Genomic DNA, 17,367 nt, shown 5'->3' with positions numbered 1-17,367 from the left:
TTCGACCGCAAGGTCAACCGCAACCCACGGCTGTGGATCGACATGAACGACCAAGACTACAAACATTGCCTGCGCGTGTTACGAACCCGCATCGCCGAGATCGACACGTTCAAGCGTCCGAATTTGATGGCGCGGTCTGTGGAGTATGTGAATTGAGTGTTCCCGCTCGTACATTTCAGGGTTTGCTGCACAAAAGCGCAGCGCCCCAGACGTGGCGTACCTCTGCAGTGCCGGAGCTTATTCCAACTCAAAGCCGTTCAAGCGCCGTACTGCTACGGGCGAACCAACCCAGCAGGTAATCCGCCAGGACTCGGGTACGGCGCGGCAAACCACCGACGTAGGGGTGGACCAGGTACAGCGGCAAACTGGGTGTCTGGTAATCGCGCAGCAACCAAAGCAGGCGGCCATCGGTAATTTCGGAATGCACCATGTAGGACGGCAGTCGGGCAATTCCCGCCCCGACCAGCGCAGCCTTTTTCAACAGGCTGTAATGGTTGCTGGCGAACGGTCCCGCGACTCGCACCCGGGTCAGGTGATGATCCTGATGGTAATCCCACTCGTTACGGCCGCTGTAGTGGCTGTTCAGCAAGCACTGGTGTTCGCTCAACGACCGGGGATGGATCGGCTGGCCGTGGTGCTCTAAATAGGCCGGACTGGCGCAGGTCAGCTCTTGCATGGCGAGCAACGGTTTCGACACCAACCGTTCATCGCTGCCGACGCTGGTGCGTATTGCCAGGTCATACCCGTCCCGATGCAGATCACGAAAACCGTTGTTCAGGTCCAGTTCTATGTGTACCAACGGGTATTTTTTAGCGAACTCCATTAACAATCCGTCGAAAAAAGTCTCTCCCAATGAAACGGGCACCGTGATGCGCACCGAGCCGGAAATCTCATCACTCAGTCGCGCCAACGCCTGCTTGGCGCGCTCGACCTGAACAATCAATGCCCGTGCCTGTGGCAACAACGCAGCCCCCGCTGGCGTAAGACTCAGGCTGCGGGTTGTACGGTGCAGCAAGACCACGGAAAAGCTCTCTTCCAGAAACTTGATGCGTTTGGACAATTGACCTTTGCTGCACCCCAGCCGTTGCGCCGCCAGGGTGAAGCTCCCGGCCTCGACCAGGATCGCAAACGCGACCAGATCATCCATCTCACTCATTCGACTGTTTCCTTTTGAAAACCAAACGTTGCCAATTAGCACGTTTATCGACAGCAATGCAGCACTCTACACTGAGTCCTTGTTCATTTACCTCAAGGATTCGCAATGAAAATTCTTCTGATTGGCGCCAACGGAACCATCGGTTCGGCCATCGCCAAGGAACTGGGTCCACGCCACGATCTCATCAGCATCGGCCGCAGCAGCGGTGACTTTCAGGTGGATATTAGTGACAGCGCGTCCATCAGAAAACTCTTCGAACGGGTAGGCTCGTTCGATGCGTTGGTATGCGCAGCAGGCAATGTGAATTTCGTGCCATTGGCAGAGATGACCGAGAAACATTTTGCCTTGGGCCTTCAGGACAAGCTCATGGGCCAAGTGAACTTGCTGTTGATCGGTCGCGAGTTTGCCAACGACGGCGCATCGTTCACCTTCACCACCGGCATCACCAGCCACGACCCTATACGTACCGGCGCCTCCGCCAGCATGGTCAACGCAGCTATTGATGGTTTCGTACGTGCCGCTGCTATCGAATTACCTCGCGGCTTGCGAGTGAACTCGGTAAGCCCGAACGTTCTGGTGGAATCCATGGGTGCATACGCCGCTTATTTCCGTGGGTTCAAACCGGTTCCGGCAGCAGAAGTTGCGCTGGCTTACGCAAAAAGTGTCGAAGGATTACAGACCGGTCAGGTCTTTCACGTCGGCTGAGCCCCTTGTGATCGGGCAGCAGGCTGAGTAACGTGGCGCCACTTGTTTGGAGACCGACCCACCATGTTCACTGTCCGCTCGCTGTTGCTGATCGCTTTGCTGCCCGTATTTGCTGGATGTCAGATGTTCCACGCAAACCCGCAATCGTCTACTGCGGGCCTGACCCGTATGCAAGGCGACCTCACCGGAGAAGGCGGCCAATTGTGGTTTCAGCCGTGCAACGAGCAACGTCGGTTCCTGATTCAGGACAGTGGCAATACCAGTGTGTTGCAAGAGGCTGCCGCGCTCGCCGCCAAGAAAGGCAAATTGTTCGCTGACTTGCGCGGCAGCTTCGATGCCAGTAAAACGTCAGGCACTGACGGCGTAGTCAACTTGCAACAGCTCTACCGCGTCGAACGTTCAGCCACGGCCTGCAACGACCCCAACTTTAAGCAACTGATCGTCCATGCCAGCGGCAACACCCCGACGTGGAACATCAACGTCAACGGTAAAGGCATGGTGCTCAACCGTGACGGCAAAGACCCTATTGCACTGCCGTATGTGGAAGAACAACTGCCCGACGGACGCCTTAATCTGAGCACCGAAGCCAACGGTCAACGCATCGAGTTGTGGGTTGCCCCCCAACGTTGCGTGAACCCCGCTGACGGTTCTGTGCAACATCTGACCGCCGAATTGCGGGTTAACGACCAGGTTCAGCGGGGCTGCGGCTACTACGGTGGCGCACGAAACGACTGATCATTCCGGCAGGGTTCGGGCTGTTGCAGCCAAATGCCTGAAGCAGACCGACGCGAACCCGCATATAATTGCCGGTTCGCGTAAAGCTGGCCCGGATACTGGACCCTGTCATGTTACGAATCACCGAACTCAAGCTGCCCATCGATCACCCGGAAGAACACCTGCGCCCTGCCCTGCTGCGGCGCCTGGGGATCGACAGCGCTGAGCTGCTCGACTTCACGTTGTTTAAACGTAGCTACGATGCGCGGAAAAAATCCTCGGAACTGTGTTTCATCTACACCATCGATTTCACGGTGGCCGATGAGGCCGCGTTGCTGCGCACGTTCGCCGATGACCGGCATCTCGGTCTGGCCCCTGACGTGAGTTACAAGACCGTCGGGCATGCGCCGGAAGGTTTGAGCGAGCGGCCGATTGTGGTTGGCTTCGGTCCTTGCGGAATCTTCGCCGGTTTGCTGCTGGCGCAGATGGGCTTCAAGCCGATCATTCTCGAACGGGGTACTGAAGTGCGGCAGCGCACCAAGGACACGTGGGGTCTGTGGCGCAAGAATGTGTTGAATCCGGAATCCAATGTGCAGTTTGGTGAAGGCGGCGCCGGGACGTTTTCCGACGGTAAGCTTTACAGCCAAATCAAAGACCCGAAATTTCACGGACGCAAGGTGCTGCACGAGTTCGTCAAAGCCGGCGCGCCAGAAGAGATCCTGTACGTCAGCAAACCGCACATCGGCACGTTTCGTCTGACCGGCGTGGTGGAAAACATGCGCCATCAGATCGAAGCGCTGGGCGGTGAAGTACGTTTCCAGCAGCGCGTGACGGATGTGCTGATCGACAACGGCCAATTGCAAGGCGTGGTCCTGGACAGCGGCGAGCAGATTGATTCGAAGCACGTCATTCTGGCACTGGGCCACAGTGCCCGCGACACGTTCCGTATGCTTCATGGGCGTGGCGTTTACATGGAAGCCAAGCCGTTCTCTGTGGGCTTTCGCATCGAGCATCCTCAGTCGCTGATCGACCGCGCCCGTCTGGGCAAATATGCCGGTCACCCAAAGTTGGGCGCGGCGGACTACAAATTGGTGCACCACGCGAAAAACGGTCGTTCGGTGTACAGCTTCTGCATGTGCCCTGGCGGCACAGTGGTGGCGGCGACCTCCGAGCTCCAGCGGGTGGTCACCAACGGTATGAGCCAGTACTCGCGCAATGAGCGCAATGCCAACTCCGGCATTGTGGTGGGCATCACCCCGGAAGATTATCCGGGCGGACCATTGGCCGGAATCGAGTTGCAGGAACGTCTGGAGTCCCTTGCCTACGTGCTGGGCGGCAGCAACTACGAGGCACCCGCGCAACTGGTGGGCGACTTCATTGCGGGCAAAGCGTCCAGCGCGCTGGGCAGCGTTGAACCGTCCTATAAGCCTGGCGTGAAGTTGGTCGATTTGGCAGACGCCCTACCCGCCTACGCCATCGAGGCCATTCGTGAAGCGTTGCCAGCGTTCGATAAGCAGATCAAAGGCTTCGCCCAACACGATGCGATTCTGACTGGCATTGAAACTCGCACCTCGTCACCGCTGCGTATTACCCGGGACGAGACCCTGCAAAGCCTGAACGTCAAAGGCCTGTTCCCGGCTGGGGAAGGCGCGGGTTATGCAGGTGGCATATTGTCGGCTGGTGTTGATGGAATCCGCGTCGCCGAGGCGTTGGTTCGGGACATGCTGGGGATCGCGGGGTAAAAACCCCGTTTACCACCAAAACCTGTAGGAGCCAACGTGTTGGCGAGACGATCGGCCAGCCACACGCAGCAGGCCGATCATCAGCACTTGGCTCCGACAGCGGTCATGTTAAATACCCGCGCGCAACAGGCCTTCTGGCAGGGCCTCGCCGCGTTCGGCGCAGCCCGCAATGCTGTCGATCAACCCCGTCAAGTCATAGCCCTGAGCGCTCAGCCAGGCTGGGTCGTAGTAGGTGGTGGCGTAACGCTCGCCGCCGTCACACAAAATCGCCACGATTGACCCCGACTCGCCTGCTGCAACCATCTCCCGAGCCACCAGCAACGCACCGACGAGATTGGTCCCGCTGGAGCCGCCGACGCGCCGCCCCAAGCGCTGCGCCAGGTAATGCATGGCAGCCAGGGACAATGCGTCGGGTACTTTGACCATCGCGTCGATCACCTTCGGCAAAAACGATGCCTCGACCCGAGGTCGACCGATGCCTTCAATGCGCGAGCCACACTCCAGCCGCAAGCTCGCGTCGCCGGTTTGGTAATAGTCAAAAAACACCGAGCGTTCAGCGTCAGCGCACAACACCCGCGTGCTGTGTTGGCGATAGCGCACGTAACGGCCCAGGGTGGCGGTCGTCCCGCCAGTACCTGGGCTTGAAACCAGCCAACTGGGCTCAGGGTGACGCTCAAAACGTAGCTGCTGAAAAATCGACTCCGCAATGTTGTTGTTGGCTCTCCAGTCGGTGGCGCGCTCGGCATAAGTGAATTGGTCCATGAAGTGACCACCGCCTTCCCGGGCCAAGCGTTCCGACTCCGCGTAGATTTGCGTCGGGTCTTGGACCAAATGGCTTTTTCCGCCATAGAACGCGATTTGCGCGATTTTTTCCTGAGAGGTCGTGGCTGGCATCACCGCGATGAATTGCAATCCCAGCAACCGGGCGAAGTACGCTTCGGAAATGGCCGTCGAACCACTGGACGCTTCGACCACCGGAGCGCCGGGCTTGAGCCAGCCATTGCACAGCGCATACAGAAACAACGAACGGGCCAAGCGGTGCTTGAGGCTGCCGGTAGGATGGCTTGATTCATCTTTGAAATACAATTCAATGCCTGGCAAGCCGGGCAGTTCCAGCGGTATCAAGTGCGTATCGGCACTGCGCTGAAAATCCGCCTCAATAATCCGAATCGCTTCTCGGGCCCACTTTCGGTCATCGCTCATCATGAGTTCTCGTTCAAATTTAAGAAGGATCCTACAGCTCTGATAGGCGCCGCCCAGAAGCATTTAGCAACACAACTGCTACGCTGTTCTCGCGGTGCTTAATGCCTGATTACTTATAGCAAAAAAGAATATAACTTTTGTTTTAATAACTAAGGCTACGGGTTACGGTATCGACCCTTTTGAGTGAACTCATGGAGAGCAACATTGCCCCTGCGTAGTACTGTCACCCGTTTCTTCCAATTGGAAGCCTCCAGCGGCCTGCTATTGATCGCCGCCGCTGCAGTGGCCCTGATCATCAACAATTCTCCGCTGGCCTGGTTATACCAAGGTTTACTCGACGTACCTGTGGTTGCGCAAGTCGGTGCGTTGCAAATCGCCAAACCGCTTCTGCTATGGATAAACGACGGCCTGATGGCCTTGTTCTTCTTGCTGATCGGCCTTGAAGTCAAACGCGAAGTGCTTGAAGGTCACCTTTCCAAACCGTCACAGATTGTCCTGCCCGGCGCTGCGGCGATTGGCGGCATGGTGGTGCCCGCGCTGATCTTCTGGTTTCTGAACAAGGACGACCCGGCGGCATTGGGCGGTTGGGCGATTCCCATGGCCACTGACATTGCGTTTGCACTGGGCGTGCTGGCGCTGCTGGGCAACCGCGTGCCGGTCTCGATGAAACTGTTCCTGATGACCCTGGCAATCATCGACGACCTTGGGGCTATCATCGTCATTGCGGTGTTCTACTCAACCGACCTCTCAGGTCTATCGTTGTCGCTCGCGGCATTGTCCATCATTGTCTTGATAGTGATGAACAAATTGGGGGTCGTCCGGCTCGGGCCTTACCTGCTCATCGGTCTATTACTATGGATCTGCGTGCTGAAAAGCGGCGTGCATGCAACGTTGGCCGGGGTTGTCCTGGCGTTCTGCATTCCACTTAGAACCAAAAATGCCGAGTCTTCGCCACTGCTGACCCTGGAACACGCGCTGCACCCCTGGGTGGCCTTTGGGATCTTGCCGCTGTTCGCCTTCGCCAACGCGGGCGTCCCGCTAACCGGCGTCACGCTGGAAAGCTTCACTCATCACGTGCCGCTGGGTATTGCCGCAGGATTGCTGATTGGCAAGACGGTCGGTGTGTTTGGCTTGACCTGGCTGGCAGTGAAAACCAGCATGGCCACATTACCGACAGGGGCAAACTGGGGACAAGTATTTGGAGTTTCCATTTTGTGCGGCATAGGCTTCACCATGAGCCTGTTCGTCGGCTCCCTCGCCTTCGTACCGGGCATGAGTGAGTTTGCCGGCCAGGACCGCATGGGCATCCTCACCGGCTCGATTCTCGCCGCCTTGATCGGTTATGCCGTCACCGCCCTGTTCAGTCGTAAGAAGCAGGTGATTCCGGGCTAAAGTGCTCCAGGCGTCCGGGCACCCCGCCTTGTGTAAACGAGCGGGCGCCCGGACGCCCGTCCACTACCCAAGGCTTTAATCTTCCGCGATCCTGATGACTACCTTACCAAACGCCCCTCTCGCCAGATGTTCGTATGCCTGGCGAGCCTGTTCGAACGGGTACACATGGTCGATCACAGGGCGAATCTTGTGCTCGTTCAAGAATACGTTCATGCGATCAAACGAGGAGCGTGGAGCAACCGCAATGCCGCGAATGGTGGTTTGCCGGAAGATCATCGGCATCAAGTTCAGGGCAGATGTTTGTCCGGTCAGAAAGCCGATCTGGGCGATACGTCCTCCGACCCTGGTCGCAGCGATAGATTGATTGATGCCGTCCCCACCTGCTACATCAAGCAGGAGATCGACCCCCTTGCCGTCCGTGAGCTTCAGCACTTCGTTTGCCCATTCAGGGTGGGTGCGATAGTTCACGCCCACCACGGCCCCAAGTTCTTTAACCGCTTGCAGATTTTCATCTCGACTTGAGGTAACGATAACCCTGGCGCCCAGCGCAGTGGCGATCTGCGCCGCAAAAACAGACACGCCCCCCGTGCCCTGAACCAGAACTGTCTGGCCTGCCTCGACCTGGCCGAATTCAACGAGCGCATACCAGGCAGTCAGAGCGGCGATTGGAAGGGTCGCCGCTTCTTCATCCGACATGTTGGCCGGGGCACGTACCGCGCTGTCCTCATGGATAATCATGAATTGGGCCAAACCACCGGGCAATGGCGAGCCGAAGCAATAGTCAGGCTCATCCGGCCCAGGCATGCCTTCCAGCCAGCGCGAGTAGAGGTGCGAATTCACCCTGTCACCGATGGCAAAGCGGCTGACGCCTTGGCCCACTGCCACGACCGTACCCGCCGCATCGCTGACGGGGATAAGTGGTTTGGGCACTCTGTGAGGCTCATAAATACCGTCGACGATCGCCTTGTCACGAAAGTTGAGCGAAACAGCCCCCACTTTTACCAGCAGCTCTCCAGCCTGGGGCACAGGTGTCGAAACCTCCCCCAGCACCAGATTGTCCAGTCCGAAATCCTTCAAAAGCCACGCTTTCATTTCTGTCTCCAGCAATAGATAAGAGGGTGCAGACGGAACGCACGCAACCGCCTTGGCGCTGAGGCATTATTCAGGTATCGAGCGCCTGGATAAATGTGCAGAAGGCGACAGGATTGTTATCCTTGAAAGCAACAATAACTGGTTGCCAATGCTTTTAAGGAAGGGACTAATGGAGCTTCTACAGTCAATGCAGGTGTTCGCTAAGCTAGCGGAACTGGGTAGCTTCACGAAAGTTGCCGAGGCAATGCAAGCAGGGCGCCCGTACGTGACACGCACCATTCAGGATCTGGAAGCGTCGCTGGGTGTCCGGCTGTTTCAGCGCACCACGCGCAAGGTGAAACTGACCGCCGAGGGCGAGCGGTTTTATGACCGGGTTAAAGCGATTCTGACAAACATTGCCGAAACCACCGCCATGTTTGACCGCAGTGGTTCGACGTTACGGGGCCGGCTTCGCATTGACATTCCTACTGCTTTTGCTCAGCGCAGCTTCATGGAAAGCCTGAGGAAATTTACTCAGGCATTTCCCGAAATAGAGCTGGCCTTAGGGGTGACCGACCGCACGGTAGATCTGGTCGCCGAGGGCATCGACTGTGCGTTGCGAATTGGTGAACTCCCAGACTCAAGCCTGGTGGCAAGGGAAATAGGCACGGCTATTATGGTGACTTGCGCGGCCCCAGATTATCTCCAAGCGTGCGGGGAACTCGAAACCCTGGGCGATCTTGTAAATCACTGCGGTGTCAGCTTCCTCTCCGGTCAAAATAACAGACCGCTGCCCTGGCATTTCTCAGTTGACGGTGAAGACCGTCCTCACACGCCTTGTGGAGGTATCAGCGTGAACGAGTCAAATGCCTACGTGCAATGCGGTGTTGCGGGTTTCGGCATTCTGCAGGCTCCGGGGATCACCGTTGAGACATTCCTCGCAAGCGGAGAGTTGGTTGAGGTACTCAAAACATTTCGTCCCAAGCCACGGCCGGTGTCCGTGCTTTACCCCAGCAGAACGCATCTTGCGCCACAGGTGCATGCCTTTGCGGATTGGCTTAAGGACCATTTTCCAGTGCTACACCCCAACTGGTTCAATGCTCATTAAATCTATTTCTAGCCAGCCGCCCAATAAAAAGCTCCGACCTTTATGGCCGGAGCTTTTTCATTGCAATGCATTGCAGCAGCGAAAAACCCGCCGCAAAACCGATTTAAACTTAGTGGGCTACACGGCTTGTGCCATTCACGCTCATGATGCGAACGCGCTCACCCACGCGGAAAATTTCATTTTCCTGAACTTCCTGCACGTAGGCGCGCATGGTCCCGTCATCTTCACGCACGGTGATTTCCACGCCTTGCGCACGGGTCAGACCACCTTCCGCAGCCGAGCCCAACAGACCGCCCGCAACCGCACCGATGACCGCAGTGATGATACTGCCGCGTCCGCCACCTACAGCACTACCGGCCACGCCCCCCACGATAGCGCCAGCGCCAGCGCCGATTGGGGTTTTAGTGCCTTCAATTTTAACCGGTCGTAACGAGTCGATGGTGCCCATGCGTACGGTCTGTACTGTCCGAGCCTCATCTCGGGAATACGAATCCCCGGTCAGACTTGAGGTACAGCCGCCCAGTGTCAATGCCATAGCAGTGAACGAAGCAACCAATAGAACAGACTTACGCATAAGATCATCTCCAAAAGAACAGGGTGCTATTAGACTCCGTGAGACGAAAGCTGTCACGGTCCGGACTGAGAAATTCGATTTCACTCAGCGAGCTGACAGCAAGCGATCCGCCCTAACGTCATAGACGTTTTGGCACGAAATAAATTCCCAGGATTTCCAGCAGACGACTCGTCCAGGCATTAAGGCGCCAATCGCTCACGGACCCATTGCTGGTCCTGCAGACGATAATTCAGACGATCATGCAAACGGCTCGGACGACCCTGCCAGAATTCGATCCTTTCTGGCAGCAAACGATACCCACCCCAATGCTCAGGGCAGTTGGGCTGACTGTCGCTGAAGCGCGCCTCACTCTCTTTTAACAACCCTTCAAGTGCTTCACGATTGGCAATCACCCGGCTTTGTGGGGAAGCCCATGCACCCAGCCGACTGCCCAACGGCCGAACCTGGTAATAAGCGTCCGATTCTTGGGGGCTGACTTTGACCACGCGCCCTTCAATGCGCACCTGTCGTTCCAGCGTAGGCCAAAAAAAGGTCATGGCGGCAAAAGGGCGCGCCGCTAACTGCTGGCCTTTGGCGCTGTCGTAATTGGTGAAAAACGTGAAGCCCTGATCATCCAGGCCTTTGAGTAGCAATATTCGGCAATGTGGACGACCGTTCTCATCAACGGTCGCCAGCGTCATGGCGTTCGCTTCGACCGGCGCCTGCTCGGTTTTAACCGCTTCCTGGAACCACTGATGGAACAAGGCGAATGGTTCGCTCGGTGCCTGAGCTTCGGTCAAACCATTACGGGCGTAATCGCGGCGCATATCGGACAAAGCTTGAGTCATGACGTGCTTCCTTTGCCATTGCAGGGAACAATGATTCCGTGGCTGGGCCTGACGCCTGGCGTGGACCAAGCGCCTTCTCTGGTCAGCCTTAGTTGGCTTTAGCCTGGTCGTTTGGTACGTCCTTCTTTGCCGGCGCGTCAGTTTTAGGCGCAGCTGGCTGAGTCTTTTTCGCAGGGACGGCTTTTTTCGCAACAGGCTTTTTGGCCGCGGCTTTTTTCACCGGTGCCGCTTTTTTGCCGGTCGCAGCCGGTTTGGCCGCAGGGGCAGGCGCAGCCACTGGCGGTGGAGTTTGCACCGCAACCAATGTCGCCGGGCCTGGCGCCGGCATGTTGTATTTGCTGAGCAAGGCCACCATGGTCACTTGGGGCGTCATCACAATCTCGATGCGGCGGTTCAGCTTGCGACCTTCAACGCTATCGTTGGCCGCGCGCGGCATGATGGACCCCATGCCTTTCATGCCCAGGCGATTACGCTCCAGGCCGCTCAGGCGGAAAATCGCCGCGACTGAAGAGGCACGGTCCTGAGTCAACTTTTGACTGTCAGCGGTGATCCCGGTGGTGTCGGCATGACCCAGAACCAGCACGGCGGTTTTTGGATCAGCTTCTACAATTTTTGCCAGACGGGAAATCGGGCCGAGGGTGATGGGCAGCAACATGGTCGGACGGTCGTGGTTGAACGAGCTGTCCGCAGGCGCAATGATGACTAACAGATTCTCGCGACGCTCCAGTTCAAACGGGCTGTCTTTGATCGCTACGCGCAAGCGCGGCTCGTAATCGTCGAGCCAGGCTTGAGTAACCTTTGGGTCAGGCATCGGCACGGGTTGGGCGCGCACAGCGAGCAGCGGTTTGGCCGCATCTTTTTGCTGAGCAGTGTCGCTAGAGCTGAACGGCCACCACCAGTGTTTCTCGGGGGCGGGGGCAGCAGCAACGACTGGCGCGGCCGCAGTGGCAGGCGCTGGAGCAGTTGGAGTCGGGGCTGGAACCGCGGGCTTAACGTCTGCTTTCGCCGTTGCGACGTCGGCTTTTACAGCAGCCGGAGCGGCAGGCACAGCAGCCTTCGCATCGGGTTTGGCCGCAGCGGCCTGAGCCGGCGCTGTGTCCGCAGCTTCGTGGGCGCCAAAGGGCCACCAGTTAATGCCGCCATCCGCAGCACCATTCTGTGAGGTTTGAGCACAACCGGTAACAGCCAAGCACAAGGCAAACGCGAAGGTTTTGTTAGATAACATTGTTAATCCATACCATAAATAAGCAGAAATAGAGCTTTAACAAGCTCGTTTAAACCAATGATTCGAAAACATTTCCGCCTCCCGGTTCCTCGGGCACGGACTTAACAGACCATCGGCTACAAACAGTTAGCCAATATTTTCACCAGCGATTGCGCGCGGGGGTCCATCAATACATAAGGCCCTAACGTGTTGGTGACAAAACCAAATGCCACCTCCCGCTCAGGGTCAGCAAATCCGATAGAGCCGCCTGCGCCAGGATGGCCGAAGGCTTTAGGTCCAAGACCGAAGGTTGCGTTAGGCACCTGCGGTTGGTCGAGCATGCAGCCAAGACCGAAACGGGTTTGCGTCAGCAGGGTTTTATCCGGCCCTACACTGTGCTCCCGAGTCAGCTCACTTAACAGCTCGGCTTCCACTAGACGCCCGTCGAGCAGCCCTGAATAAAACCCGGCGAGGCTACGTGCATTGCCGTGCCCGTTAGCAGCGGGTTGTTGCATGCGCCGCCACTCAGGCTTGTTGGTACTGGTCATGATGGAGGGTGGATTGGTAAACGCCCGTGCCGTCATGGACGTCGGTTCGCGCATGGTCGTTTGTAGCAAACGCTGGGCGGCTTCGTCACCCGCAACGCCCTTGCCGCGAGCGATATGCGCGACACGGTGAAACTCTTCATCAGCCAGCCCGACATGAAAATCCAGGCCCAGCGGCTGGCAAATCCGCGCCGCGATGGATTCGCCCGGCCCGCGGCCATCAGCACGGCGCAGCATCTCACCCACCAACCAGCCATAGGTCATGGCGGCATAGCCGTGGCCCTGACCGGGCGTCCACCAAGGTTCTTCCGCCGCCAGCGCATCGGTCATGGCTTGCCAGTCATACAGCGCTTCGGCAGGCAACATATGGTGCAATGCGGGCAGACCCGCCTGATGGCAAAGCAACTGACGCAGGGTAATTTTGCTCTTGCCTGCGGCGGCGAATTCCGGCCAGAGGTTGGCGACCGGAGCGTCCAGCTGCAATTTCCCTTCGCCCACTAACTGCAAAGCAGCCACTGCGGTGAAGGTCTTGGTGCAAGAGAACAGATTGGCAATGGTGTCGCTGTGCCAAACTTGGGTGCCATCCTTGTCGGCGGTGCCTGCCCACAAATCGACCACGGTTTCGCCGCCGATTTGAATGCACACTGCGCCGCCGCGTTCCTGAGGGTCATCGAACAATGCAGCAAACGCTTCCCGCACGGCTTCAAACTTAAGCTCGAAATGCCCCTGAATCTGCACGCGCTCGCTCCCCGAAATTCGCTGCATCATTTAATGACGCGCATTGTTCCAGCGATTGAGCGCTTTGGGAACACACTCACGCATTAATGCGATGATTAACGGGTGCCACCGGCATGGCCGCCAGCACCTTCGGCACCTTTTCCATCGCCATTGCCGTGCTTTCCACCGTCACCTTTTCCTGCGTTCTGCGCAGCCACTTGAGACTTGGCGCTCTCAGCCTCCCTGGCGCCCGCCTCTTTACTGAGCATGACGGGAACTTGAACGTTGCTTTTGCGCACCGCTTCAACGAAGCCCTGAAACGGTACATCGGTAATTCCAACAAGACCCACATGGCCATTTTCGCCGTCGAGCAACCGACCGGTGACCGGCTGATCAAGGTATTCAAACCAATGCACGCCGACGATTGACGGTTCGGCCAGGGCTGATTTCAGGAAATTGGCGTATGCCGGCCCGCGATTCTCTTCTTTCGCGACTTCCATGACACCTCCCCAAAACGGTCCACGGTCACGGGAGCCAAAGTGGAATTCACCCACCAGCACGGGCTTGTCCAACTCACGTAATTTAGCGAAGTCGTAACCGTCCTGGGGTTTTGGCGTATAGAAGTTGAAACTTAGCACGTCGCAATACTGGGCACAGGACGCCACGGCTTCCGGGGTGCTGACTGAAAAGCGGCCACCGAGCAGCAGATGATTTGGCGCGTGCCACTTCAAGGAGTCGGAGATGGTCTTGAAATAGGTGTCCGCAAACACCTTCTGGAAGTATTTGAAGTCAGCTTCGATCTCAGGATGATCGGCGCTTGGCAAGGGTGGCTGGAAGCCCGGGTCTTCCATCAGCTCCCATGCGGGTAGATCAATACCCCACGCTTTTGAAAGGCCCTGTTGATTACGATATTTGTCACGTAATTGCTTGAGGAACGCACGTTTGGCCGGCGCATCAGTGGTCATTTTCAAGGCGCCGTAGGCCAAGGCGTAACGGGCCTTAGGGTCATCGCCGTAACCGGCCCACGCCAACTCGTTATCCGCGAAATACCCCACCAACCAGGGGTCATCACGATGGTCCCGGGCAGCGATGGCTACCGCACGTTCGGTGGCCATGGCAAAACGCGGGTCGAACGGATCAGGCATGCCACCCCAACGGTCGATGCCGGTGCTGATGCTGTTGTAATCACCAACGATGGACAGCGGCAGGGTGTAGGGCACGCGCTCATTGACCCCCAACTCCGGATCGCTCCAGTTGCCGATGGTATTGAAACCCCAGGCTTGCAAGCGATCCAGGGTATGAGCGGTCCAGCGTTTGGCGTCGAACGTCGGCGAAGTGCATTTGGCATTTGTGTCGGCATCGGAACAGGTCGGCTGGCCATAGGTGCGCTGTAGGTTAGCCCCATAAAAGTCGAACCAACGGCCGTGATTGAAACCGCGCGCGCTGTTGGCGCCTGCGTTGTTGCGGTTGTCATCTTTGCCATAAAACACGGCCAGAGCATCGGTGTCTGCTGGTAGGGCTGAAAACATCGACTCGCGCCCCTCGATGTAAGTGCGGCTGTCGCCAGCGGTTACTGCATTGACGCCCAAGGAGTAAAACGGGTGGCCTTCCGGGGTGACCAGGTACCAGCGCCCATTGAGCTTCTCCGTGCGGAAAAAGCCTTTGGCTTCGAAGCTCGGGCCACCAAGCCATCCACCAAACTTATCCTGCTTGGGTCGATCTGCAAGCCAGGTCTTGAGCTGCTGCTGTTCCTTGGCCGACGACGTTCTGAGTTGCTCATCGTCGAGGATTTTTTCCGGCCACTTAGTGCGTGTGAACTGACCGTACGCATCAACAATATTGGCGTAGGCGGCTTTCTGAATCACGTCGCCCTCCTGAACACCGAAACGTTCAAGCAGAATACTTTGGGCGACGTTGGGCTGGTTGATCGATAGGGTAACCGAGACCACTTTGCTGCGATCCAACTGCCCCTGGGCATTGGCCAGCAACACCCGCTGACCTTCAAATGTCCACGGCATCGGCGGGCCGGCAAACATGCCTTGGCTCAACGGGGTACTGGCTTGTAAGGGAATAAACAGCGTTTGCGCAGGGCCGGCGGGCAAATCGACACGACTATTGATCACACCACCGTCAGCGCTCTGAATCTGCACGTCAAGGGTCAGCGCCCAGTCCATGGCGCTTTGGACGCGCAGGGTCATGCTGGTGTCGTCGGACCAATCCCACGAGCCACTTTGTGGCGTCAGACGCAGGCTCGGGCGTGCCATCGGGTTGAAAGTGACGCGACGCAACACTTCGCCTTCCGCCGTTTGTTCGGCGTTGGATTGCGGCAGGCTGGCATCTTGCGTAGTGATTTGCACTACGTCGGCAGGGCGAACGAAGTTGAACAATGTCTGTTGCCCATCCGGGGCAGCCAGCAATGGGCCGACTAACAGCGGCCCGGAAAACATCAGTGCTAAAACCGTGGACAACGAACGGCGAATCATTTGCTTGGTTCCTATAACGACCCGTTAATGGGTTTACCTGACACACCGCGGTGCTGCATTCGCGAACAAGTTCGCTCCCACCGGTATTGTGATGCCTGGCTTGAAGCACCAGACCGAGCTAAGACCCGATCCGGTGCCAATGATGCCCAAATGGACTCAGGAAATTTCGCGACGAAACGGCGGCAATGCGTTAAGAATTGCCTTGCCGTAGCGCTGGGTAACTACACGTCGGTCGAGCAGCGTGATCGTGCCGCGGTCTTCTTCGGTGCGCAGCAACCGACCGCAGGCCTGGACCAAACGCAGCGATGCGTCGGGTACGGCGATTTCCATGAAGGGATTGCCGCCGCGGGCTTCGATCCATTCTGCCAATGCCGCTTCCACAGGATCATCGGGCACGGCGAACGGGATTTTGGCGATGACCACGTGTTCGCAATAAGCGCCAGGTAAATCCACGCCTTCGGCAAAACTCGCCAGCCCGAACAGTACGCTGGATTCGCCACTGTCAACTCGCGCCTTGTGCTTGTTCAAGGTTTCCTGCTTGGACAGGTTGCCCTGAATAAACACTTGCTTGCGCCAGTCACGCTCCAGACCGTCGAACACATCTTGCATCTGCTTGCGCGATGAAAACAGCACCAGCGTGCCGCGTGAACCTTCCACCAGCCTTGGCAGCTCTCGAATGATCGCGGCGGTATGCGCCACTGCATCTCGAGGGTCAGCCTTGAGGTCCGGGACGCGCAATACGCCTGCATCAGCATGGTGAAACGGGCTCGGAACCACCGCCGTGACGGCTCCTTTGGGCAGCCCGGCGCGCATGCGGTAGCGGTCAAATTTACCCAATGCGGTCAACGTTGCGGAAGTTACCAGCGCGCCATAAGCGATATTCCACAAATTACGCCGCAGCATCTCTGCCGCCAGAATCGGACTGGCATTGACTTCGATATCGAACAGCGAACCACTGTCGGCCAAGGTCAGCCAGCGGGCCATGGGTGGGCTGTCTTCGGGGTCTTCAACGGTGAAGGCGGTCCACAATTCCCAGTTACCGTGGGCACGGGCCAACAGGCTGCCGAACAACGGATACCACTCTTCTGCCTGGTGACTGGCGATGCCGATGTTGACTTCGCCGTCCATGCCGGTCTTAAGCAATTCCGTGAGGCGCGTAAACACATCGTCCAGCCGGGCAAAGCCTTTTTTCAGCTCGGCGCCCATTTCACGCATGTGTTCGGGCACAACGCCGCCGATGAAGCGATGCCGTGGACGCTCGCGGCCCTGCATGTCTTCACCGGGTTTGAAGTCTGCCAGCTGTTCGCAGGCGGTGAACATGAACTGCTGCTGGGTTTTGATTTCTCGCGCCAGTTCCGGAACCTGCTCGATCAATTTCCCCAAGTCCCCCGGCAACGGGTGCTGGGCCAACAATTTTGCCAGGTTCTTGGCCGTTTGCTCCAGCCAGTCAGAGGTCGAACGCAAGCGGGTGTAATGGGCAAAATGGCCGATGGCCTTGTCCGGCAGGTGATGCCCTTCGTCGAACACGTACAGCGTTTCACGCGGGTCAGGCAACACCGCACCGCCGCCCAACGCCAGGTCAGCCAACACCATGTCGTGGTTGGTAACGATAACGTCGACTTTGCCCATGCCTTCGCGGGCTTTGTAAAATGCGCAACTCTGGAAGTTCGGGCAATGGCGGTTGGTGCATTGGCTGTGATCGGTGGTGACCCGTGCCCAGTCCTGGTCTTCCAGGGCTTGCGGCCAGCTGTCACGATCGCCGTCCCATTTATTGCTGCCGAGCTTCTCGATCATGCTGGTGAAGAGTTTTTGACTGGCTTCGTCGACCTCGATCTTGAAACCTTCTTCTTCGAACAGCTGGGCGGTAGCGGTTTGCGCCTGGCCTTCCTGCAGCAGCATGTCGAGTTTGGACAGGCACATGTAGCG

Annotated in this window: 14 protein-coding genes; 5 read left to right on the top strand and 9 right to left on the bottom strand. The window is 57.6% G+C overall.

The window, feature by feature from the left end; all coding sequences use genetic code 11:
* Nucleotides 1–247: 247 nt before the first annotated feature.
* Nucleotides 248–1,156 (bottom strand): LysR family transcriptional regulator, encoded by a 909-nt coding sequence (locus tag JWR17_RS05575; RefSeq protein ID WP_299829113.1) that lies wholly within the window; start codon nt 1,154–1,156, stop codon nt 248–250.
* 105 nt (nt 1,157–1,261) lie between these two features.
* Here JWR17_RS05575 and JWR17_RS05570 point away from each other — a divergent pair, with 105 nt between their 5' ends.
* The 3 genes from JWR17_RS05570 to JWR17_RS05560 all read left to right on the top strand — a co-directional run bounded on the left by JWR17_RS05570 (nt 1,262) and on the right by JWR17_RS05560 (nt 4,317).
* Nucleotides 1,262–1,861 carry a short chain dehydrogenase gene (locus tag JWR17_RS05570; protein WP_299829112.1) on the top strand — a complete coding sequence of 200 codons (600 nt, stop codon included), beginning with the start codon at nt 1,262–1,264 and terminating at the stop codon, nt 1,859–1,861.
* Between the two features lie 63 nt (nt 1,862–1,924).
* The gene (locus JWR17_RS05565; RefSeq protein WP_299829110.1) at nt 1,925–2,596 is read left to right on the top strand and encodes a hypothetical protein; all 672 of its coding nucleotides are present in this window, start codon (nt 1,925–1,927) and stop codon (nt 2,594–2,596) included.
* A gap of 110 nt (nt 2,597–2,706) precedes the next feature.
* Nucleotides 2,707–4,317, top strand: a complete 1,611-nt coding sequence (locus JWR17_RS05560) for an NAD(P)/FAD-dependent oxidoreductase (RefSeq protein ID WP_299829108.1) — start codon at nt 2,707–2,709, stop codon at nt 4,315–4,317.
* 108 nt (nt 4,318–4,425) lie between these two features.
* Here the strand turns inward: JWR17_RS05560 and JWR17_RS05555 are convergent, their stop codons facing one another.
* Nucleotides 4,426–5,523 (bottom strand): PLP-dependent cysteine synthase family protein, encoded by a 1,098-nt coding sequence (locus JWR17_RS05555; protein ID WP_299829106.1) that lies wholly within the window; start codon nt 5,521–5,523, stop codon nt 4,426–4,428.
* A gap of 201 nt (nt 5,524–5,724) precedes the next feature.
* Between JWR17_RS05555 and nhaA the strand changes: the two genes are divergently transcribed.
* On the top strand, nt 5,725–6,912 hold the full coding sequence (gene nhaA, locus JWR17_RS05550) for a Na+/H+ antiporter NhaA (protein WP_299829104.1): 1,188 nt from the start codon (nt 5,725–5,727) through the stop codon (nt 6,910–6,912).
* Nucleotides 6,913–6,987: 75 nt separating this feature from the next.
* Here nhaA and JWR17_RS05545 read toward each other — a convergent pair whose 3' ends face one another.
* Nucleotides 6,988–8,004, bottom strand: coding sequence for an NAD(P)-dependent alcohol dehydrogenase (locus JWR17_RS05545; RefSeq protein WP_299829102.1), 1,017 nt, complete (start codon nt 8,002–8,004; stop codon nt 6,988–6,990).
* A gap of 187 nt (nt 8,005–8,191) precedes the next feature.
* Between JWR17_RS05545 and JWR17_RS05540 the strand changes: the two genes are divergently transcribed.
* Nucleotides 8,192–9,091 (top strand): LysR family transcriptional regulator, encoded by a 900-nt coding sequence (locus JWR17_RS05540; protein ID WP_299829118.1) that lies wholly within the window; start codon nt 8,192–8,194, stop codon nt 9,089–9,091.
* 109 nt (nt 9,092–9,200) lie between these two features.
* Here the strand turns inward: JWR17_RS05540 and JWR17_RS05535 are convergent, their stop codons facing one another.
* From JWR17_RS05535 to dinG, 6 genes are all read right to left on the bottom strand, one after another.
* Complete coding sequence (locus JWR17_RS05535; RefSeq protein WP_299829100.1) at nt 9,201–9,665, bottom strand: glycine zipper 2TM domain-containing protein; 465 nt, start codon at nt 9,663–9,665, stop codon at nt 9,201–9,203.
* Between the two features lie 179 nt (nt 9,666–9,844).
* Nucleotides 9,845–10,492: a pyridoxamine 5'-phosphate oxidase gene (pdxH, locus tag JWR17_RS05530; RefSeq protein WP_299829098.1), complete on the bottom strand. Its 648-nt coding sequence runs from the start codon at nt 10,490–10,492 to the stop codon at nt 9,845–9,847.
* A gap of 88 nt (nt 10,493–10,580) precedes the next feature.
* A complete protein-coding gene (locus tag JWR17_RS05525) occupies nt 10,581–11,717 on the bottom strand; it encodes an OmpA family protein (RefSeq protein WP_299829096.1) in 1,137 nt (378 codons plus the stop codon).
* Between the two features lie 116 nt (nt 11,718–11,833).
* On the bottom strand, nt 11,834–12,979 hold the full coding sequence (locus tag JWR17_RS05520) for a serine hydrolase domain-containing protein (protein ID WP_299829115.1): 1,146 nt from the start codon (nt 12,977–12,979) through the stop codon (nt 11,834–11,836).
* Nucleotides 12,980–13,074: 95 nt separating this feature from the next.
* Nucleotides 13,075–15,441, bottom strand: a complete 2,367-nt coding sequence (locus JWR17_RS05515; RefSeq protein ID WP_299829094.1) for a beta-galactosidase — start codon at nt 15,439–15,441, stop codon at nt 13,075–13,077.
* A 156-nt stretch (nt 15,442–15,597) separates the two neighbouring features.
* Nucleotides 15,598–17,367 (bottom strand): ATP-dependent DNA helicase DinG (dinG, locus tag JWR17_RS05510; RefSeq protein WP_299829092.1); only part of this gene is annotated, 1,770 nt, incomplete at its 5' end.

The organism is Pseudomonas sp. (assembly GCF_028293835.1).
In the GTDB taxonomy this organism is placed as follows: Bacteria; Pseudomonadota; Gammaproteobacteria; order Pseudomonadales; family Pseudomonadaceae; genus Aquipseudomonas.
Note: the sequence above shows the minus strand (reverse complement) of the source record. Positions and strands in the feature narration are given on the sequence as shown.